This window comes from Microbispora sp. GKU 823, from assembly GCF_002027145.1.
Taxonomy (GTDB): domain Bacteria; phylum Actinomycetota; class Actinomycetes; order Streptosporangiales; family Streptosporangiaceae; genus Microbispora; species Microbispora siamensis.
In genome coordinates, this window is sequence record NZ_MWJN01000069.1 from 1 (window position 1) to 20,584 (window position 20,584).

The window sequence follows — 20,584 nt, forward strand, 5'->3', positions numbered from 1 at the left end:
CTTCTTCAGCACCTCCTTGTTGTAGTACAGGGCGAGGGTGTTGGCCCCGATCGGGACCCCGTACGTCTTGCCGCCGAACTGGCCCGCCGCGAGCAGGTTCGGCGCGATCGACGAGACGTCGAGCTTGTTCTCCTCGGTCGTCGTCAGCACGCCGGCCTCGGCCAGCGTCGAGACCACCGGGTTGTCCACGATCAGCACGTCCGGCGAGTTGCCCTGCTGCGCCGCAAGCAGCGCCTTGTTGGTGAGGTCGCTGGTGTCGTAGCCGGTCCGCTCGACCTTCACTCCCGCCTGGGTGCCGCACGCCTCCAGCAACTTCACCCATTCGGAGCTCTTGTCGTACTGGGGGTAGGGGTCCCAGATCGTGTAGGTCCCGCCCCCGGCGGCCTGGCTCGAACTCGCCGAGCCGGCGCCGCCGGACGGTGACGAGCACGCGGCGAGTCCTGCGGCAGCGGCCAGCACCGCCACACCCATGCCGGTCGCACGCCGGCCGCTTGACCCTGTTCTCATTGACGTGACCTCCGCTGACAGCGTTACGCGCCTGTTTCCCGACGAGAGTCGAACCGATTCGCCGAATCGGTTCGCCGACGATAGGCCGGGCCCGTCATATGCGTCAATGGGCTGCGGGCAGGAGTTGCGGAGATGTTGCGGACGGCGCACTTGACCCCCTCGCGAGGGTGCGCTTATCGTCCAGTCGAATCGATTCGGCGAATCGATTCGATCCACCACTCGACTCCCCCCCGAATGGGACAGCGCATGGCCGTACCCTTGTCCGGGCGAGCGCGCAGACGCGTGCCTCACGCCGTTCTCGCCGCCGCCCTCGTCACGACCGCGATTCCCCTGACCGCCTCACCAGCCCTCGGCGCCGGCGTGCCGGCCCTCGTCCTCCACTACGACTTCGAAGGCGACCTGTCGAGCGGCGTCATCGAGGACCGCTCCCCGTCCGGCCTCGACGGGGCCCTGGCCAACCCGGGCGCGGCCAAGGCCGCCGCGGGTCCCGACGGCACGCAGGCCCTCTCGCTGCCCGGCGGGCCGACCGGCTCGGCGACCGCCCCCTACGTGACGATCCCGAACGGCCTGTTCCGCGACCGCCACGCCATGACCGTCTCCACGTGGCTGAAGTGGGCTGGCGGCGCCGACTTCCAGTGGGTCTACAACCTCGGCAAGGACGCCGCGACCGCCACGTTCGTCACGCCGTCCTACGCAGGCGACGCCACCACGAGGTCGTCCATCAAGCCGGTCAACGGCAGCGCCGAGGTGGGGGTGCCTGGCGCGCAGAAGCTGCCCACCGGGCAGTGGGTCAACCTCGTCACCACGATCGACGGCAGGACCCTCACCTACTACGTGAACGGCGTGGCCATCGGGAGCACCACCGCCCAGATCGACCTGGCCGCGGTGATGCACTCCGACCGCAACAGCACCTCCGGCTTCCTGGGCAAGGCGTTCTGGGGCGGACACCCGTTCCTGGCCGGAGACCTGGACGACTTCCGCGTCTACGACGCCGCCTTGAACGCCGAGCAGGTCGCGGAGCTCGCCGGAGACCACAAGGCCACTCTCAGCAAGGTCGACCAGACCTCCTTCGAGATCACCACCTACCCGGGCACCGCGCCGGCACTGCCCGCGACCGTCGACGCGCAGTTCTCCGACGGCATCCGCCGGGGCGTGCCGGTCAGCTGGGAGGCGGTCGACCCGGCAAGTTACGCCAAGCCGGGCCGGTTCACGGTCAAGGGCACCGCGTACGGGACCACGGTCGAGGCCACGGTCAAGGTCGTCGCCAACGATCTGGTCATCGATCTCGGCACCGAGACCGGCGCCTTCCACGGCGGCGCGTCCGGCACCCTGTACGGCGTGTACGGCGAGGGCGTGCCGACCTCCAACCTCCTGGAGGGCATGCGGCTGCGCACGGTCGCGACGAAGGCCCAGGACGGCCCCCAGCACCCCGGCGCCGACGCGCTGGAGGTGGTCAAGCCGCTCGCCGACAGCACTGGCGGCGACGTGTACATCTACATGACCGACATCTACCGCGGCTTCCCCTACCAGTGGCCCGGCGACACGCCCGGGGCCAGGCTGAACGACTTCAAGGCCAAGATCGCCAAGCAGGTCGACCAGGTCCTCAAGCTCGACCCGAAATATCAGGACCACATCGTCTTCGTGCCGTTCAACGAGCCCGAGGGCAACATGTTCGGCACCGGCACGTGGAGCTACAACAAGATCAGTTGGCTGAGCGACCCCCAGTACTACTTCAAGGCCTGGGACGAGGTCAACGCCCTGATCAAGGGCAAGATGCCGAAGGCCAGGATCGCGGGCCCCAACACCAGCGTCCTGTACGACCAGGTGCAGGGCTTCCTGCGGCACGCCGTGCAGGCGGGCACCGTCCCCGAGGTCATGACCTGGCACGAGCTGGGCGACCCCGCCCGCATCCGCACCAACGTGGCGAAATACCGCCAGTGGGAGCAGGCCATCTTCACGGGCACCCCGTACGAAGGCAGGCGGCTCCCGATCAACCTCGACGAGTACGCCTTCAACTACCACACCTCGGTGCCCGGCCAGATGATCCAGTGGGCCTCGGCGATCGAGGAGTCGAAGGTCGACGCCGACATCGCGTACTGGAACATCGACGGCAACCTGTCCGACTCGGCCGTGCAGGCGAACCGCGGCAACGGCCAGTGGTGGCTGCTGAACGCCTACGGCCAGATGACCGGCAACACCGTCAAGGTCACCCCGCCGCGGCCGAACGTCAGCTACACGCTGCAGGGCGTCGCGACGCTCGACAAGGCCAAGGCGCAGGCCCGTACGCTGTTCGGCGGCGCGTCCGGCCTCGTCGGAATCCACTTCGACAACGTCGACACCGGGCTGTTCGGCGACACCGTGCACGCGCTGGTCCAGGAGATCCCGTGGACCGGCCAGATCGGCGACTCAGCGCAGCCCCGCGTCGTCGCCGAGCTGAACCGGAAGGTGACGGACGGCGCGGTGACCTTCGAGTTCGGGTCCGTGCTGCCCGCGCTGAAGGAGTCGTCGGCCTACCAGATCATCCTCACCCCCGGCGACCACGCCGCCTCCGGCACTCCGGCGACCACGCTCTGGCAGGCCGCGTACGAGGCGGAGGACGCCGGCCACACCGGCGCCGGGTACAGCAGGAACGGTCCCGAGGGGACCCCGTCCGACGTCGGCAAGTTCTACACCTCCGGCGGCTACGACGTCGGCGGGCTGCGCACCGGCTCCGACGTCACGCTGAACTTCACCGTGTCGGTGCCGCAGGACGGCACATACGACCTGTCGGTCTTCGCGAACTCGCTGAACACCTACGGCGCGGTCCAGGAGCAGGGCCCGACCAACGTCTTCCTCCGGGTCGACGGCAAGGACGAGCAGGAGCTCCACCTTCCGCTGGGGTACAAGTGGGTGGTCTGGGACCACACCGACACGAAGGTCACCCTGTCCAAGGGGGAGCACACGATCACCCTGGCCGCCAGGAGCCTCGACGGCGCCCGCGCCACCAAGGGAGACGCGATCGTCGACAAGATCGACCTGTCCCTCGCCAACCCCGCCGCGAGCGAGGCGATCTACGAGGCCGAGCACGCCACGCTGGACGGCGCGCGCACCGACTACGGCGAGAAGAAGGTGTCCGGCTCCGGCGTGGCCGAACTGCGCAAGGGACAGTCGGCGACGTTCTGGGTCTACTCACCCGGCGACGGCGAGTCCACGGTGGGTGTCGACCTGCATGGCGGCGGCAAGGGCACGCTGACCGTCAACGAGCAGGACATCGCCGAGCCGTCCGGGTCCTCCGAGATCAAGGCGTTCCTGTCCGGCGGCGTCAACAAGATCACCTACACCGCGCGGACGGGCAGGGTGCGGCTGGACCGGCTGCGGGTCCGGAAGACCGAGGGCGCGCTCACGCCGACCTGGTACGAGGCCGAGTCCGCCGACGTCGCCGGCGCCGCCAAGGTGGCCGCCTATCCGCTGGCGAGCGGCGGTAAGGCCGTCACCGACATCGGCGGCGCCCCCGGCGGCGCCCCCGGCACCGCCGGCACCCTGACCTTCGACGTCACCGCCCCCAAGAGCGGGACGTACGCGCTGACGGTCCGCTACTCCAACCCCGAGCAGTCCCCCGCCTCCCACTACAACCCCGACCCGCTGGCCCGCCACGCCGAGATCTCCGTCAACGGCGCCGCCCCGCAGCGGGCCTGGTTCCCCCACTCGTTCCACGCCGACAACTTCTGGGAGCTGACCATCCCCGTCCAGCTCAGGAAGGGAGCCAACACCGTCGCCTTCGCCTCACGAGAACTGCCGAACTTCGACGGCGACACCTACATCTCCGACGCCTTCCCGGACATCCTGCTCCGATCGAAGTACGCCCCGATCATCGACAAGATCGCGGTGACACCCATCGCCAGGTGACACACCGGGCACGTCAGCCGGGCGGGGCCGTCGGCCCCGCCCGGCATTCCTGTTTCTCCACCGGTATTCAGGCCGGGCGGGCCCGGAGGCCGTCGAGGGCCATGCCCAGCACCCGCTCGCGCTGGTCGTCGTCGACGAACCCGCCCCCGGTGATGCCGGAGATCATCCGCAGGACGTCGTCGAAGGTCACGTCGCCGCGAACCTCCCCGGCCTCGCGCGCCCGGTCGAACAGCGGCTCCCCCGCCTCGTACATCGCGGTCCGGCTGGAGCGCATCATCTCCGAGTCGCGGTTGAGCGCCTCGTAGATGGCCCGCTTGGTGGCCGCGTAGTCCACGAACCGGCGCAGCCAGGCGGCCAGCGCCTCCCACGGCGGCAGGGCCGCGACCTGCGCCGCGGCACTGCACAGTTCGTCGATCTCGTCCAGGTAGACGCTGTCGAACAGGTCCTGACGGGTGGGGAAGTTGCGGTAGAGCGTACCGATGCCGACCCCGGCGCGCCGGGCGATGTCCTCCAGCGAGGCCTGCGTGCCGTGTTCGGCGAAGGCCTCGCGCGCGGCGGCGAGCAGCGCGTCGAAGTTGCGCCGCGCGTCGGCGCGCTGGGGGCGTCGCACCCTCGTCCGGGGGCCTTCGGCCGCCTTCTCGTTCACCGGGATCCTCCCCAGGTTGTACCGGAGGCATACCTCCGCTAATGTGGAGGCACGCCTCGACTTTAGCAGGCGGGCATCCGCGTTCGTGTCTTCCCTGTCAACGCCGCCCTGATCGTCGTCTTCACTACGCGCCGTCCTCGTGCCCGGGGACGGCGTCACCGGCGCGCCTCGTCGCGCCCGTTCCTCCTGTCGAAGGATGTCGATGTCACGTACCACCTCGCCGCAACGGCTGACCTTCCTCGCGCTGGCAGCCGCCACGGCCTCGTTCTCCATGCTGCAGTCCCTGGTCAGCCCGGTGCTGTCCACCATCCAGCACGACCTGCACACCGGCCAGAGCACGGTGACCTGGGTGCTCACCGCCTGGCTGCTGTCCGCCTCCGTCGCGACTCCCCTCATGGGCAGGATCGCCGACATGATCGGCAAGGACCGCACGCTGCTCGTCGCGCTGGCCGCCATCGCGCTCGGCTGCCTCGTCGCCGCCATCGCCCCCAACGTGGGGGTGCTGATCGCCGGCCGGGTCGTCCAAGGGCTGGGCGGGGCCGTGTTCCCCGTCTCGTTCGGGATCGTCCGTGACGAGTTCCCCGCCTCGCGGGTCCCCTCGGTCGTCGGCGTCCTGTCCGCGGTCATCGCCGTCGGCGGCGGCGTCGGCATCGTGCTCGCCGGCCCGATCGTCGACGCCCTCGGCTGGCGCTGGCTGTTCTGGATCCCAGCGATCATCGTCGTCGCCACCGCGTTCCTGGCGTACCGCCACGTTCCCCGGTCCCCGGTGCGCACGCCCGGCCGGGTCAACTGGGCGGCCGCGGCGCTGCTGTCCGGATGGCTGGTGGCGCTGCTGGTCCCGCTCAGCATGGCGACCTCCTGGGGCTGGGGTTCGGCCGCCGTGATCGCGCCGCTCGCCGCCGCCGTGGTGCTGTTCGCCGCATGGATCGCGGTCGAGCTGCGCTCGCGCGATCCGCTGATCGACATGCGCATGATGCGGCTTCCGGCCGTGTGGACGACCAACCTGGTCGCGCTGCTGTTCGGCGCGGGCATGTTCGCCTCGTACGCCTTCCTGCCGCTGTTCGTGCAGATGCCGGCGGCCGTGACGGGCTACGGCTTCGGATCGAGCGTGACCGAGGCAGGGCTGCTGATGCTGCCCATGCTCGTCACGATGGCCGTCGCCGGCACGGTGAGCGGCCCCATCTCCCGCGTCGCCGGGGTCAAGGCCCAGCTCGTGTGGGGGTGCGCGCTCGGCGCGCTGGCGAGCGCCGGCGTCGCCCTCTGGCACGACCGGCCGTGGCAGCTCGCCGCCGCCACGGCGGTGTTCGGGCTCGGCCTCGGCCTGGCCTACGCCTCGATGACCAACCTGATCGTGCAGAGCGTGCCGGCCGGCCAGACCGCCGTCGCCGGAGGCATGAACACCAACATCCGCACCATCGGCGGGTCCGTCGGCACCGCCGTCGTCAGCTCCATCGTCACCGGCCACCTGCGCGCCGACGGCCTGCCGTACGAGTCGGGCTTCACCACCGCCTTCCTGGTGCTGGCCGTGACCCTGGCGGCCACCGTCACCGTGGCACTGCTGGTCCCGGGGGCGCGCCGCCGTACAGCGCCCGCCGCCGAGGCGCCGAGCGGGTCCCGGCGGGCGCGGCGCGCTGAACACATCACCCAAAGGAGACAACACATCATGCAGAGGACATGGCTCATCACCGGCGCGTCCCGGGGCCTGGGACGCGCGCTGGCCCGCGAGGTGCTCGAACGCGGCGACCGCCTCGTGGCCACCGCCCGCCGGCCGGAAGGGCTGGACGACCTCGTCCGCGCCCACGGCGACCGGGCGCGCGCCGTCGCGCTGGACGTCACCGACGCCACGGCGGCGCAGCGGGCCGTACGGCTGGCCGTCAAGGAGTTCGGCTCGCTGGACGTTCTCGTGAACAACGCGGGCTACGCGAACTCCTCGCCCATCGAGGGGACCTCCGACGAGGACTTCCGGGCGCAGTTCGAGACCAACCTGTTCGGCGTCGTCACCATGACCAGGGCCGCGCTCCCGGTGATGCGCGCGCAGCGGTCCGGTCACATCCTGCAGATCGGCTCCGTCGGCGGCCGGGTCGGGGGCACGCCGGGGCTCGGCGCCTACCAGGCGGCCAAGTTCGCCGTCGAGGGGTTCTCCGAGGTGCTGAACAGCGAGGTCAGGCCGCTCGGGATCACCGTGGTCATCGTCGAGCCCGGCGGGTTCCGTACGGACTGGGGTGGCTCGTCGATGCGCATCCCGCCGGTGGGGGCGGACTACGAGCAGACCGTCGGCCGCATCAACGCCTACCGGCGCGCGGTGGACGGCGCCCAGCCGGGCGACCCCCGGCGCGCGGCCAGGGTGATCGCCGGGCTGGTCGACGTGGACGAGCCGCCGCTGCGGCTGCTGCTCGGCTCCGACGCGCTGCGCATGGCCGAGCAGGCGTCCCGCGCTCGCGCCGCCGAAGCCGAGCGGTGGGCCGCCGTCAGCCGTTCGACGGACTTCGACGGCGTCGTGGGGCTGACCGAGGAGCCGGTCGCCCGCCTCCTCGCGCACGGTGCGCGGTGACGGCCCCGGCCCCGCTTCCGGGCGGTCGGCCAGAGGGGCGGACCGGTCAGCCCCGCAGCTCGGGGAACTGGTCGTCCCGCCACTCCCCGGACGGCGGGGCGCCGGCCTCCGCCGCGTCGCTCTCCCTGGCTCGCAGCTCGACCCGGCGGATCTTCCCCGAGATGGTCTTGGGCAGCTCGGCGAACTCGATCCGGCGCACGCGCTGATAGGGCGCGAGCCTCTCGCGGGCGTGCCGCAGGATGGCCGCGGCGGTCTCCCGGTTCGGCTCCCAGCCCGCGGCCGGCACCACGTACGCCTTGGGCACGGCGAGGCGGATCGGGTCGGGGGCGGGCACGACCGCCGCCTCGGCCACGGCGGGGTGCTCGATGAGCACGCTCTCCAGCTCGAACGGCGAGATCTTGTAGTCGGACGCCTTGAACACGTCGTCGGTGCGTCCCACGAAGGTGATCGAGCCGTCGGCGTCGCGGACCGCGACGTCGCCGGTGTGGTACAGGCCCCCGGACATGGCTCCCTCCTCGCCGTCCAGGTAGCCGGTCATCAGGTTGACCGGGCGGGCGGCGAGGTCGAGGCAGATCTCACCCTCGTCCGCCGGCCGCCCGGTCACCGGATCGATGACCACGACCGGGACGCCGGGGAGGGGGCGGCCCATCGATCCGGCCTTCACGGGCGCGCCGGGCGTGTTGGCGATCAGCGCGGTCGTCTCGGTCTGGCCGTAGCCGTCGCGGACCGTCAGCCCCCACGCCCGCTCCACCTGGGCGATGACCTCGGGATTCAGCGGCTCCCCCGCGGCGACCGCCTCACGCAGACTGCCCGGCCCGTCCCCGAGGTCGGCCTGGATGAGCATCCGCCAGACCGTGGGCGGCGCGCAGAACGTGGTGACCCCCGCGCGGCGGATCTGCCCGAGCAGGGCGGCGGCGTCGAAGCGGGAGTAGTTGTGCACGAACACCGTCGCCTCGGCGTTCCAGGGCGCGAAGAAGCAACTCCAGGCGTGCTTGGCCCAGCCGGGCGAGCTGATGTTGAGGTGGACGTCGCCTGGCCGCACCCCGATGAAGTACATCGTCGTCAGGTGCCCGACCGGGTAGGACACCTGGGTGTGCCGCACGAGCTTGGGCCTGCTCGTCGTCCCCGAGGTGAAGTACAGCAGAAGCGGGTCGCCGGGGGAGGTCCGGGCCTCGAACGGATCCGGCTCCGGCGTCGCGTAGGCGTCGCCGTACCGGAGCCACCCGGCCGCCTCGCCCACGCAGACGCGGCCGTACTCTCCCGGCACGCCGTCGAACTTGTGCGTGTCGGCCGCGTTGGCGATGACGTGCCGGACACGTCCCCGCGCCACCCGGTCGGCGAGGTCCGCCGCGCCCAGGGCGGTGGTCGCCGGCATGATCACCGCGCCGAGCTTTATCACGGCCAGCATCGACTCCCACAGCTCGACCTGGTTGCCGAGCATCAGCAGCACGTGATCGCCCTTGCCGACCCCCTGGGCGGCCAGCCAGGCCGCCACCTGATCGGAGCGGCGGGCCATCTCGTCGAAGGAGTAGCGCCGCTCGGAGCCGTCCTCCTCCACGATCCACAGCGCCGTACGGTTGTTTCCCCGGGCGATCGCGTCGAACCAGTCCGTGGCCCAGTTGAACCTGTCGCCGAAGACCGGCCAGGCGAACTCGCGTGCCGCCCGCTCGGGCTCCTCCCTCAAGCGCAGCAGCAGGTCGCGGGCTTCCCTGAAGACGTGGGTGCTGGTCGTCTCGCTCACGGTGACTCCTTCGTCGCGCAGGCCACGGAGGTCAACGTACGACCGTCCCTCGCGCGATGTCACCCCCGCAGATCCGCCAACAGGGAGTCGGCGACGGCCTCCTCGTAGACCGGGCTCCCCTGCTCGCGCATCGCGTCCGCGAGGGCGGGATCCCAGGGCGTGGGCACCGGCCGTCCGGTGAGCGCGACACGCCCCTCACCGTCACCGGCGTCCCCGTCATCGGCTTTCGCAGCGCCGGTCAGACCGGCGAGGTAGTCGGCTGCGGTCATATGCCAGAGCTCCGCGCCATGACGCCGCGCGACGGCACGGTGCTGAGCTGGTGGAGCGTGACCTGGAACGGCGTGCCGCCGTTGTTCTCCAGGCGGCGCCGCGCGGCGCGGAGCAGGCGCTGGTACTCCGGTGCGTGGTAGCGCTTCACCGCCTCAGGGTCGGTCATTCCTCTTCCTCCATGTCCACGACCTTCTCGTGATCCTCCGTAGCGAGGAGGGTGCCTTCGGTGAGGGCGGGGGCCCGGCGACTCGGCCTGAAGCCGAGCAGCGTCTCGGCCAGCTCCTCGTTGCCGGAGAAACCGGCGTCGGCGTCAATCGTCTGGGCGCCGTCCCAGAGCATCAGCATCGCCGACACCGCATGGGCGCTCTTGTCGTGGTGCATGTCGTAGTGCGCGGCCATCGGCACGGTGTCGAAATGGACCCACAGATCGTGGCCGGTCATGAACAGGTCGAGGCCGAACTTCACGGTCAGGCCCAGCAGCTCGGGCTTGTACCGGTCGTCGATGCCGGCGAACGCCTCGTCCAGGGCGATCATCCGCGGGCACGTGGGCTTGGCGGACGAGTAGAGGGCGTTGGCGGCGGCGAACAGCGGGAGGTGGATGGCCGCCGACTTCTCCCCGCCGGACATCTCCTCGTGCTTGGCCCGGGTGAGCTTCACCTCCTTCTCCCCCGGCACGGCGAGCACCAGCTCGAAGCCGTACCAGGTGCGGTAGTCGAGCACGTCGGCCAGGGCCTGCTTGTACGTGGCACGCGGATGGGCGGCCCGGTAGTCGCGGATCATCTCCCGCAGCAGGCCGCGCAGCTCGCCCAGCCCGGCCGCGCCGAGCCCATGCGCATCCCGGTCGAGGAGCCGCGAGACCGCGACCTGCCGGTCGTTCAGCCGGTCGGAGCGCCCCCATCGGATGCCGATCCTGGTGCCGGACGACATGGGCCGTGACCGGGTGTCCTCGTTCATCCCCCGCACCAGGTCGCGTGCGGTGCGGACCCGGTCGTGCACCTGCTGGGCGAGCGCGGTGAGCAACTCGTCCTCCAGCACCGTCCGCTCCCGCTCCTCCAGCAGCATCCCCTGCTCCTGGACGCGGTCCGCCACCCGCCGGGCGAACGCCGCGACCGGATTGCGGCCGCCCTCGTCACTGACGTAGACCATGACGACGCCGGCGGGGTCGTGCTCCAGCCGGTAGTCCTCGGCGCAGCCGTCGAGTGCGTCCTGGAAGGTCCGCAGCGAGGCCGACAGCCGGCTCGCGGCGTTCTTGAGCGCGCTCTCCCCGGGCACGCGGATGTCGGCCATCTCCGCGGCGAAGGCGTCAAGCAGCGCGGCCACGTCTCCCGGCAGCACCCGGCCGACCAGGGCGGCGGGATCCGGCGGCGGTCCACTGGAGCGGGCGGACAGCTCCGCGGCCACCGCCGCGGCCGCCTCCGCCGGTTCGGGCCAGCCGACGTGGGCGGGCCACGGCGTCACGGCGGTGACGCCGAGCAGCGGGCGCAGCTCCAGATGCGCGTACGGCCCGAACGCCGCGACGTGCTCGAAGAGGTGCCCGAGCGCCTGGCCGAGGGAGGCCTGGCCGTGCCTGAGGTCGGCCTGGGCGACGATCAGCGCCTCGTTCTCCCGTGCCGCCGTGGCGGCGTGCTCCTCGCACCGCCCGCGGACCTCGGCGAGGCGGCGCTCGGCCTCATCGATCTGGGCGAGCACCTCGCGCAGCGGCGCGTCGAGTGCCTCCTCGCCCGCCCTGAGCTCCTCGGCGTCGGCCCGGTGCTCCCGCTCCTTGTCCTCCAGAGCGCGGGAGTCCGCGTCGTGCCGCTCGCGCTGCCGGGCGATCGCGGCCTGGCGGGACGCGAGGTCCCGCTCCTCGGACGCGGCCCGCTCGCGGCCGTCGTGCAGCCGCTGCGCCATCGTGAGGAAGTCGTCGACGGCCCGCGCGACCGCGTCGACCTCCTGTTCGGCGACGGGCATGCTCCTTTCCGCCGCGACCTGCCGCAGCCGCCGGCGCGCCGCGTCGACCTGGGCCACCGCGGCGTCGAGGTCGCGGCGGCGGTCCGCGAGCGCCGACCGCGCCTGGGCCAGCAGCGCGGACTCCTGCGACACGCGGGTGACGGCTTCGACGACCGCCGTGGCGGGCGGGAGCTCCCGCCGGGCCCGGGCGAAGTCCTCCAGCCGGCGGTTCGCGCGCGCCAGGTCGCGCTCGGCGTCCTCGTGCGCCCGGCTGGTCTCGCCGATCATCTCGTCATACTCGGCGAGCCTGGCCGCGCGGCGGTTGGCCCGGTTCGTGGCGCCGATGTACTCGGGCGACGGCTTGGGCCGGGCGCCGAGGAGAAGCCCGAAGGCGAACTGGGCCCGGCCGGTCACCGTCGGCGCCGGTCCGCCCTGCTGATCCCGGCAGGGCGTGATCGTGTCGGAGACCGCGACCGACCGCAGCACGTCCGCGACGACCGCCGCCGGCACCAGGTCCTGCTCCTCCGGCACGAGGACGTCGGCGAGCGTACGGCCGGTCGGGCGGCTCTCCTCGGGGAGCGGGAGCAGGTAACCGTCGGATTCCAGGACCTCGACGGCGTCGCGGGTGTGCCGTGCCTCCGGGTGCACCCAGGCGGTCAGCAGTCCCGCGCCGTACAGAGCGCCTTCGAGGCCGGCCGCCTCCTTCTCGTCGAGGTCGTCGGCGAACCGGACGAGCCGCCACAGGGGCGCCCCCGGGCGTCCGTCGCGGTCCGCGGTCCGGCGGTCGTCGTGCGGCGGCGCCTCGTCGCGTTCCGCCGCGATCTCCTCCCGCTCGCGGCGCAGGCGGACGAGGCCGGCGGCGAGGTCGCGCACCCGGGCGGACAGGCGCTCGGCGGACCTGGCCGCCTCCGTCCGCCGTTCCTCGGTCCGCACGCTGTAGACCTCGGCCAGGGACGGCGCCCCGGCGTCGCCGGCGTGGGCGAGGGCCTCCGCCAGCGCCTCCACGTCGGCGGGCCCGGCCACCGCCTCGTCGTCCTCCGGGCGCCCGTCCTCCAGATGCCCGTCCTCCAGGTGCGGGTCTGCCGGGAGCACATCTCCTGAGGGCTCCGACGAGCGGGCCCAGCGGGCGGCCCAGGCGTCGAGCGCCTCCCGCGCGAGGCGGCGTGCCGTCGCCAGCGCGGCGTCGGCGGCCTCGCACCGCGATTCCCGTTCCTCTACGTCCCTGTCCGCCTTCTCCAGGTCGGTCTCCGCCCGCAGGCGGTCCCGCTCCGCCCCGGACACTCTGGCGATCTCGTCGCGGACCTTCGCGACGTCGTCCCGGCGGGCGGTGGCACGTGCCCTCGCCGTCGTGAGCAGGTCCTCCCCGGTGTCGGCCGGGCCGTCTCCGTCGTGGGAGACGCCGGCCCGTTCCGCCGCGTCGGCGAGGTCGGTGGCGTGACGGACGATCGCCGCGCGTGCGCCCTCCAGCCGCTCCGCGAGTTCGCCCGCCTCGCCTTCCAGGGCGGTCAGGTGGTCGGCGCCGTCCGCCAGCCGGGCGCGCTCCCGTTCGATCTCCTCGCCGGTCTTGGCGATCTGACGACGGCGCAGGTCCAGCTCGCTCCGCGCGCGGTAGGCGTCGTCCGCGCGCAACGCGGTGAGGCGGCGCTCCAGCCCTTCCCGCTCGGCCTCGGCGGCGGTGGCCGCCTCCGAGGCGGCCTCCCGTGCGGCCGCGGCCCTCTTCCGCGCCTCCTCGGCGCGCACGAGCGTGCGGGCGTGCTCCACCGCGCCGTCCGTCTCCGTCTGGATGCGGGCGAGCCGGGCCTTCGTGTGGGTGCGGAGGTACGCGACGTAGTCGGTGAGGAACGCCCGTACGGCCGCGTCGGCGACGGCGAAGTCGTCGAACTGCTTCTGGACCGCCGCCAGGTTCTCGAAGTCGCGGGCCGCCTGGTCGACGAGCTCCTCGTCGATGGGGCTCAGACCCGAGGTGAGCGTGGCCGAGACCTTGTCGGGGTCGAGGTCCTTGGCCAGCAGGGGGCGGCGCAGCGCCAGCAGCAGGTCGAGGAGCTGGGTGTAGCGCTCCCTGCCCAGCCCGAACAGCCGGGCGTCCACCGCGTCCCGGTACTGCGTGGCGGTCTCGCTGTGGGCGTCCGGCCCGAGGACGGCCTTGAGCTGCCGCTCGGTGAGCGGCCGGGAGTCGGGCGCCAGCAGCCCGAAGTCGACGCCGAGGCGCTTGTCGGTGACGAAGAACGAGGTCCGCACCCCGTCCCTGTGCCGGTGCGCGCGGATGCCGATGATGAGGGTGACGGTCTCGTCGGTCTCGGCGGGCTCCGCCCCGATCTCCCGCCGGGCGAACTCCATCCACACGTAGCCGTACTCGGCCTCCTGCCCCCGATAAAGCAGGTTGGACTTCATCGTGCGGTTCTCGCCGCTGAACGGGTCGAGCCGCCGGGCGTCCGCAACGCCGTCGAGGATGAACGGGAAGAGCACCTCCAGCGCCTTGGTCTTGCCCGAGCCGTTGTGCCCGCGCAGGACCAGGCGCCCGTCGGCGAAGGCGAACTCCTCGTCCACGTAGTCCCAGACGTTGATCACACCGGCTCTGGTGGGCTGGAACCGGTCGGGCGGCGGTGTCATCGCTCCTCCTCCTGCGTGGACGAAACCTCCTGCATGCGCGGATCCTGTGGTTTCGGATCCTGGGGTGCCGGATCCTGGGGTGCCGGATCCTGGGGTGCCGGATCCTGGGGTGGCGGCTCCTTCGGCGTGGCCGGCTCCGGCAGCGCCACCAGCGACAGCTGGCCGCCCGAGGTCCGTGTGGGCAGGGCGGCCCGGATGTTGCGGTAGCGCAGCGCGGCGGGCAGGACGAGCACGCCGCCGGGCACCGGCCTGAGCAGCATCAGGTCCGCGAGGAAGCCGATGACGGCGTCGAGCAGCCCCCGGGGGTCCTGCTGCCAGGTGGTGGTGAACGAGGCCGCCCCGAACTCGTCGTATAACTCGGTCGTCATCGTCTCGAGGCGAGTGCGCTCCACGAACGGCGCCTCGGCGGGTGCGGGCCGATCGTCGGGGGACGGCTCGGACTCGGGCGGAGACCAGGCGAGCTCGGCGACGATGCCGTCGCGGGGCAGCCCCGCGTCCATCCGTGCGACGAGGTCGGCCTGGTCGTCGGCGAGCGCGGGCACGGGCAGCGGCTCCGGCACGTGCTCGGGGTCCTCAAGCAGGTCGGCGATCTTCGCCAGCAGGAGCCCGGCCGCCCGGCTCACCGCGTTTCCCCTGCCCGGGAACGGCCGGTCGGTGAAGACGCCGCCCGGGTCGGCGAGCATGACGCCCTCCGCGCGCCGTTCCAGGACCAGGCCGGTGAACCGGACGAGGTCCTCGGCGAGACCCGGGGCGCGCAGCGCGTCGGCCACCTCGGGCTCGACGTCCGCGTAGTACACCACGGGGAACTCGACGAGCAGCCGCCGCGCCCTGCGTGCCGGGTTCGAGTGCGGCGGCTCGTGCACCAGGCCGGCCGCGCTGGTGAGGTGCTGGACGGGCCTGGCCGGTTTGAACAGCACCGCGCAGATGTCGTGGTCGATGTCGTACAGCGCGTCACCGCGCTCGGAGTCGCGCGCCCACCACTCCAGGCTGCCGTCGGACAGCCGGAGCGCGCCGCGGTCGACCAGCCAGCCCAGCACGTCGACGATGGCGGCCTTGTGCGAACCGATCGCGGGGTCGAAGCCGAGGCCGTCGATGGAGTTGGCCAGCGGCGTGAAGATCCGCACCAGGTCCGCCAGGCTGATCTCGATGCGGGAGCGCTGGAAGGACCCGAGGACCAGGCACAGGTAGGCCATCCTGCGGCGGTCGAACGGCTTGCCCTTGCGGGAGAAGATCGATCGCTGCGTGTCGTCCAGGACGTCGAGGCGGCGGACCAGCCGTACGTGGTGGGTCGTGGCGATCAACGTGTAGCCGAGCAACTCCCGGAAGTCGCGCGCCATCTCGTCGGCCCAGCGCAGCACCTGGTCGAGCACGCCGGGCCGCGGCCGCTCCTTGGTGATCAGGTCGCAGGTCAGCACGCGGCGGACCGCCTGCTGGTAGGAGCCGAGGTCGGCGGCGGGGACGCCGACGGCGACCCGGAGGCGAGAACTCGTCACCTGGCACCCCCTGTATTCGAACCTGTCCCCTGCGTCCGCCCGGCGAGCTCGACCCGGAACCCGGGCAGATGGAGCAGTCCCTGCGCGGTGCGCACGGCGCTTCCGGTGTCGCACGGCACGAGCCGGATCATCACGGCGTCGTTGGCGCCGGAGCCTCTCTTCAGGCGGCCGGCGACGACCGTGCGTCCCTCCAGCGCCCGCGTCATCAGTTTCAGCAGGATCCGGGTCTCCGACTCGTCGAGCACCCGCCCGTGCGCGCCCAGCTCCGTCAGGTGGCCGGCGGCCTCGCGCTCGGCCGCGCGTTCCGCGGCCTGCTCGCGGCGCAGCGCCGCGCGCGCACCGGAGTTGCCGCGCACCGGCGTCGGCACGCCCGGGGTGGGCGCCTTACCGCTGCGGAAGAGCGTGACCGACACCTCCACCCCCGGCGCGTCCCACCAGGTCGCCCTGGGCGAGATCTGTTCGGTGTCCTCGTGGGCGGCGCCCAGGTGCCGCGCGGTCCGCAGGTTGAACGCCGCGCCCATCAGCGCGTGGGCGGCGCCCTCGTCCGGCGCGTTCCAGACCCACTCGGCCAGATGCCGCAGCTGGGTGGCCCGGTTGACGCCGCCGCGCTGCGCCTCCGAGATCTGCCGCAGCAACGCGATCACGCCCGACACCGCGATGCGCGTGGCGTTGCGCAGCTCACCGGCGCGGGATTCCTGCGAGCCCTGGGGGGCGAACCACGCCCGCAGGACGGACCAGCGGCGGCGCCAGTCCTCCAGCCGCTCGTCCCGATCCATGAAGGGCCGCTCGTCCGCGGCCGCCGCGCGGTCGAGCAGGGAGGCCAGGCCGCTCGCCTCCACGTCCCGTACGGCCGTGGCCAGGCGGGGCAGATAGCGGTCGAGCTCCGCCATGAACTCGGACATGTGCGTCAGCAGGGCGTTCTTGTAGCGCAGGAACGTCTCGGGAGAGGCGTCGGTGGACCGGATGATCTCGCCGAGCGTCACGTGGAAGTGCGCGGAGCGGCGCCCCATGTCCTCCATCACCGAGTCCAGCCGGGACAGCCGCCGGTAGACCTGCTCACCCTCCCCCGCGCGATTGGCCGCCGCGAGCGCCTTGAGGTCCTCCAGGATGTCGGAGAAGACCAGCCGCGACAGGTTCGCGTCCTGGATCCGGGCCGCCAGCAGTCCCTCGACCGAGGTGTACGCCCAGTAACCGAGCTCGCTGAACTGGTAGACCGACTGCCTGTTGCGGTAGCGGACCAGGTTGCCGGCCCGGGACGCGTCGTCGAACCGGTGCACCACCCCGTCCTCGTACAGGGCGTCCAGCCGGTCGCGCAGCTTGCCGTCGAACGTCGGGACCTCGTCGTGGAGCCGGGCGAGTTCGTTCAGGGCCGCCTGCACCTCCCCGGCGTCCACCTGGACCCGGTGCACCTCACGCAGCCGGTCCATCGCCCGCAGGACCCAGAGGAAGGCCACAGGATCTTCGCGCCCGGTGGTGAAGTTGAACAGCCTGAACCGATCGCTGATCGCCAGCGAGTCGAGGTCCAGCGCCCTGCGGTCCGCCATCCGGTCCCCCAATCCGTGTCACACACCCCCGATCGCGGAGTCCCGCCCACCGCCAAGGGCGGGCGGGGCTCCGCGTGCCGAGAAGACCGTATTGGAGGGCACCGACAGTTGCGACCTGCGCGGGGCAGGGGGCCGGCGGCCTCAGCTCGCCAAACAACGGCTCCGATCGAAGATCACGAGTGGAAGCCGGCGTCACGACCTTTGGGTCATCAGGCCGAACCCGGGCCTGGGAGGAGGTCGACGTCGTCGGCGTGCATCGGCTCTCCGCAGTGACTGCAGCGTGGGTCGACGTGGCCGATCTGCCCGCAGGCATGGTGACGGTACAGGACGGGAGGCCCGGCCTCGCCGGCGAGCCAGCGGTCACCCCACCGGGCCATCACCATGAGCATCTCGACGAGATCGGCACCCTTGTCGGTGAGGTGGTACTCGTACCGGGGGCGGGCATCGTAGGGCAGCCGCTCGAGCACACCCTGTTCGACCAGGTGGTTGAGCCGCTCGGTGAGTACCTTGCGGGAGATCCCCAGGTCGCCTGGATGTGGTCGAAGCGGCACACCCCGGCCCACACGTCGCGCAGGATCAGCGGCGACCAGGGCTCACCGATCACGTCCAAGGTACGCGCGATGGAACACGCCATCTCCCCGAACCGCGTTCGCTGCATGGCAGCAATCTAGCAATTGGGGTTCCCTGAGGGAACCTCGGCTGCTACCTTTCTCGGCGTCTCTTAAAGAAACCTCGAAAGGGATCCGATGACATTCATAAGGCGCTTCGACCACGTCGGCATCACCGTCGCCGACCTCGATGCCGTGACGGCGTTCTTCGTCAGCCTCGGCCTGGAGGCCGATCGGAAGATGGCCGTCGAAGGCGAGTTCCTGGACACGGTGATCGGCATGACCGGCGCCCGCACCGAGATCGTCATGCTGCGAGCGCCCGGCGGAGGTACGACGCTGGAGCTCTCGAGCTTCACGCGACCGGACCACCTCCCGGGTTCGCCTGCCGCGCCGGCCAACGAGCTGGGCCTGCGCAACGTCGCCTTCGAGGTGCACGACCTCCAAGCCGCAGTCGACCACGCCGCAGCCGACGGCTATGGCCTGGTGGGAGGCATCGGCGAATACGAAGGCGTGTGGCGGATGGCCTACGTCCGCGGGCCCGAAGGAATCATCGTCTCGCTGGCCGAGCGCATCGAGAAGTAAGGAGACATCATGAGCACGATCGTGACCGACGAACAGATTCGGGCTCTGGCCGCGACCGCGAAGCCCTACAGCCTGGCGCTCCTTCAGTGGGGGCCGGAGCGGACCATGGACGGCGCGGACGCAATCGAACTCGAACACCAGCGACGCATGGTATCGCTGCGCGCTGAGGGGGTGATCGCGATCCTGTGCCCGGTCGCCTCCGACACCGTGGCCGGCATCGCGATCATGACCGTACCGGCCGAAGAAGCCGCCGAGATCATGGCCGGGGACCCCTGCGTCCGAACCGGAATGATGCGCTGCGAGGTTCACCCGTGCCACGGCTTCCCCGGAGACGCCCTCCCCGTATAAGCGATCCCGGCCAGGGCAATCAGCGTCTATCCGATCCCGGCGTACATCTCGCGGCAGGCGGCCCTTGGAGTACCAGGACGGGGTCTGTCGAATCAACGGTGTAACTCGATCTTGATGTCATCTCCACGCCGATAGAAGAGCTTGGCGAGCACGTCGGCGGGGGCTTGGCGTCCTTCGTCCGCTGCCTGTGTTCGAGGAGCTGACCGAACTCCAGCGGCAGCCCGTACGCGCCCTGGCCGAACCGACGCGGCGAACTGGTGCTGGGCCGACTTCATCAAACTCACGCGGACCTGAACCCGCCAGTGACGCCAGCCGACCCGCCTACGTCGGCCTCGACATTGAGTCGCGCACGCACTGTAGGCCCGGACCCGCCTGAATGTTGATCGTCCTCCCGTACTCCTCCGAATTGGTCCTCAATTCGCCTACAGAATCGGACCTTATCGAGCGTACCGATTCCGGTCAGGCTAAGTGGCATGACAACGACAGCGGCCCGCTTCGACGGCCGGCTCCTCACGCCTGGCGACGCCGGCTACGACACCGCCCGTACCGTCTGGAACGCCATGATCGACCGGCGTCCACGCATGATCGTCCGCGCGGCGGGCGTCGCCGACGTGGTCGCCGCCGTGCGGCTGGCCCGCGAACTGGACCTCGAGATCGGCGTGCGCTGCGGTGGCCACAACGCCGCCGGCTTCGCCGTACCTGACGGTGGTCTCATGATCGACCTGACGCCCATGGGCGGCGTGCGGGTCGACCCGGCCCGTCGCCGGGCCTGGGTGCAGGGCGGCGCGCTGCTCGGCGCGCTGGACCGGGCGTCCCAGGCGTACGGCATGGCCACCACCGCCGGCAACGTCTCACACACCGGCGTCGGCGGGCTCACGCTCGGCGGCGGCATGGGCTGGCTGGCCCGCCAGTACGGCCTGGCCTGCGACAACGTCGTCTCCTACACGATGGTCACCGCCGAGGGGGACGTGGTGACCGCGAGCCGCATCGAGAACCCCGACCTGTTCTGGGGCCTGCGCGGCGGTGGTGGCAACTTCGGCATCGTCACCGAGTTCGAGTTCCAGTTGCATCACATCGGCACGCGGACGCTGGTCGCCGAGTTCGACTTCCGCGCCGAGGACGCCGTCCCGATCATCGAGGGCTGGCGCGACTTGAACGCCGTCGCGCCCCGGCAGGCGACGTTCACCGCCAGTGTCGCCAGCAGTCCCGCCGGCCCGATCGCCACGCTGGGGTTCGTGTGGGTCGGCGACCCGGCCGAGGGCCGCCGGCTGCTCCCCGCGATGCGGGCGCTCGGGCGCCCCGTCGCCTCCCGCGTCACCACTCCGTCGTACCTCGAACTTCAGCAACGTGACGACTCCACCGGCGGTCACGCCTACCGCCGCTATTCCACGGGGCACTACCTGCGGAACTTTCCCACCGCGGCGATCGAGGCGTTCCTGCTGCGCGGCGGCGCGGACCTGAGCGCGAGCCTGGACCTGCCGAGCGTCGGCCTGCAGGCACACGGCGGCGCGATCGCCGATGTTCCGGAAGCAGACGCGGCGTTCAGTCACCGCGGCACGATGTTCGAGTTCGGTGCCGGCTCTCGCTGGACCGACCCGGCCGAGGACGACGCCAGGATGAATGCCACCCGCGCCGCCGGTGCCTCGCTCGAGCCGTACGCGAGTGGGGTGTACGTCAACTCGTTGACGGCCGACGAGCTGGCCGATGGGCAGCGCGGCGTACGGCGGGCGTATTCGGCCGCGAAGCTGGCCCGGCTGACGGCGGTGAAGACCGCGTACGACCCGGCCAACGTGTTCCATCTGAACCAGAACATCCGCCCGGCATGCTGATGCGCATGTCCTGGATGTGCCCCGGCGGAGCGCCTGCGCGG

General features: G+C 71.6%; 14 protein-coding genes. 5 read left to right on the forward strand and 9 right to left on the reverse strand.

The window, feature by feature from the left end:
- On the reverse strand, positions 1–507 hold a 507-nt coding region (locus B1L11_RS29575; protein ID WP_143737642.1), incomplete at its 3' end, for an extracellular solute-binding protein.
- 282 nt (positions 508–789) lie between these two features.
- Here B1L11_RS29575 and B1L11_RS29580 point away from each other — a divergent pair.
- Positions 790–4,392, forward strand: a complete 3,603-nt coding sequence (locus B1L11_RS29580; RefSeq protein WP_218671394.1) for a LamG-like jellyroll fold domain-containing protein — start codon at positions 790–792, stop codon at positions 4,390–4,392.
- 67 nt (positions 4,393–4,459) lie between these two features.
- Here B1L11_RS29580 and B1L11_RS29585 read toward each other — a convergent pair whose 3' ends face one another.
- Complete coding sequence (locus B1L11_RS29585; RefSeq protein ID WP_204052611.1) at positions 4,460–5,038, reverse strand: TetR/AcrR family transcriptional regulator; 579 nt, start codon at positions 5,036–5,038, stop codon at positions 4,460–4,462.
- 202 nt (positions 5,039–5,240) lie between these two features.
- On the opposite strand from B1L11_RS29585, the gene B1L11_RS29590 reads away from it, so the two are divergent.
- A complete protein-coding gene (locus tag B1L11_RS29590; protein ID WP_143737643.1) occupies positions 5,241–7,589 on the forward strand; it encodes an oxidoreductase in 2,349 nt (782 codons plus the stop codon).
- 46 nt (positions 7,590–7,635) lie between these two features.
- On the opposite strand, the gene B1L11_RS29595 is transcribed toward B1L11_RS29590, so the two are convergent.
- From B1L11_RS29595 to B1L11_RS52285, 7 genes are all read right to left on the reverse strand, one after another.
- Complete coding sequence (locus B1L11_RS29595; RefSeq protein WP_079318429.1) at positions 7,636–9,330, reverse strand: AMP-binding protein; 1,695 nt, start codon at positions 9,328–9,330, stop codon at positions 7,636–7,638.
- Positions 9,331–9,389: 59 nt separating this feature from the next.
- On the reverse strand, positions 9,390–9,599 hold the full coding sequence (locus B1L11_RS29600; RefSeq protein WP_079318374.1) for a DUF2399 domain-containing protein: 210 nt from the start codon (positions 9,597–9,599) through the stop codon (positions 9,390–9,392).
- Positions 9,596–9,766: a hypothetical protein gene (locus tag B1L11_RS47225; protein WP_179155383.1), complete on the reverse strand. Its 171-nt coding sequence runs from the start codon at positions 9,764–9,766 to the stop codon at positions 9,596–9,598. Before B1L11_RS47225 ends, B1L11_RS29600 begins: the two co-directional genes overlap by 4 nt.
- Entirely contained in the window at positions 9,763–14,139 is a 4,377-nt protein-coding gene (locus B1L11_RS29605) for an SbcC/MukB-like Walker B domain-containing protein (RefSeq protein ID WP_079318376.1), read from the reverse strand. Before B1L11_RS29605 ends, B1L11_RS47225 begins: the two co-directional genes overlap by 4 nt.
- Positions 14,136–15,632, reverse strand: a complete 1,497-nt coding sequence (locus B1L11_RS29610; protein ID WP_079318378.1) for a DUF2398 family protein — start codon at positions 15,630–15,632, stop codon at positions 14,136–14,138. The genes B1L11_RS29605 and B1L11_RS29610 overlap by 4 nt, the downstream gene beginning before the upstream one ends.
- The gene (locus B1L11_RS29615; protein ID WP_079318380.1) at positions 15,629–17,176 is read right to left on the reverse strand and encodes a TIGR02677 family protein; all 1,548 of its coding nucleotides are present in this window, start codon (positions 17,174–17,176) and stop codon (positions 15,629–15,631) included. Before B1L11_RS29615 ends, B1L11_RS29610 begins: the two co-directional genes overlap by 4 nt.
- 209 nt (positions 17,177–17,385) lie before the next feature.
- Positions 17,386–17,739: a helix-turn-helix domain-containing protein gene (locus B1L11_RS52285; protein WP_306291724.1), complete on the reverse strand. Its 354-nt coding sequence runs from the start codon at positions 17,737–17,739 to the stop codon at positions 17,386–17,388.
- A 183-nt stretch (positions 17,740–17,922) separates the two neighbouring features.
- On the opposite strand from B1L11_RS52285, the gene B1L11_RS29625 reads away from it, so the two are divergent.
- The 3 genes from B1L11_RS29625 (at position 17,923) to B1L11_RS29635 (ending at position 20,543) form a co-directional block, all read left to right on the forward strand.
- A complete protein-coding gene (locus tag B1L11_RS29625; RefSeq protein ID WP_079318383.1) occupies positions 17,923–18,366 on the forward strand; it encodes a VOC family protein in 444 nt (147 codons plus the stop codon).
- A gap of 9 nt (positions 18,367–18,375) precedes the next feature.
- Positions 18,376–18,714, forward strand: coding sequence for a hypothetical protein (locus tag B1L11_RS29630; RefSeq protein WP_079318385.1), 339 nt, complete (start codon positions 18,376–18,378; stop codon positions 18,712–18,714).
- Between the two features lie 473 nt (positions 18,715–19,187).
- Positions 19,188–20,543: an FAD-binding oxidoreductase gene (locus tag B1L11_RS29635; RefSeq protein ID WP_079318387.1), complete on the forward strand. Its 1,356-nt coding sequence runs from the start codon at positions 19,188–19,190 to the stop codon at positions 20,541–20,543.
- Positions 20,544–20,584: the final 41 nt, after the last annotated feature.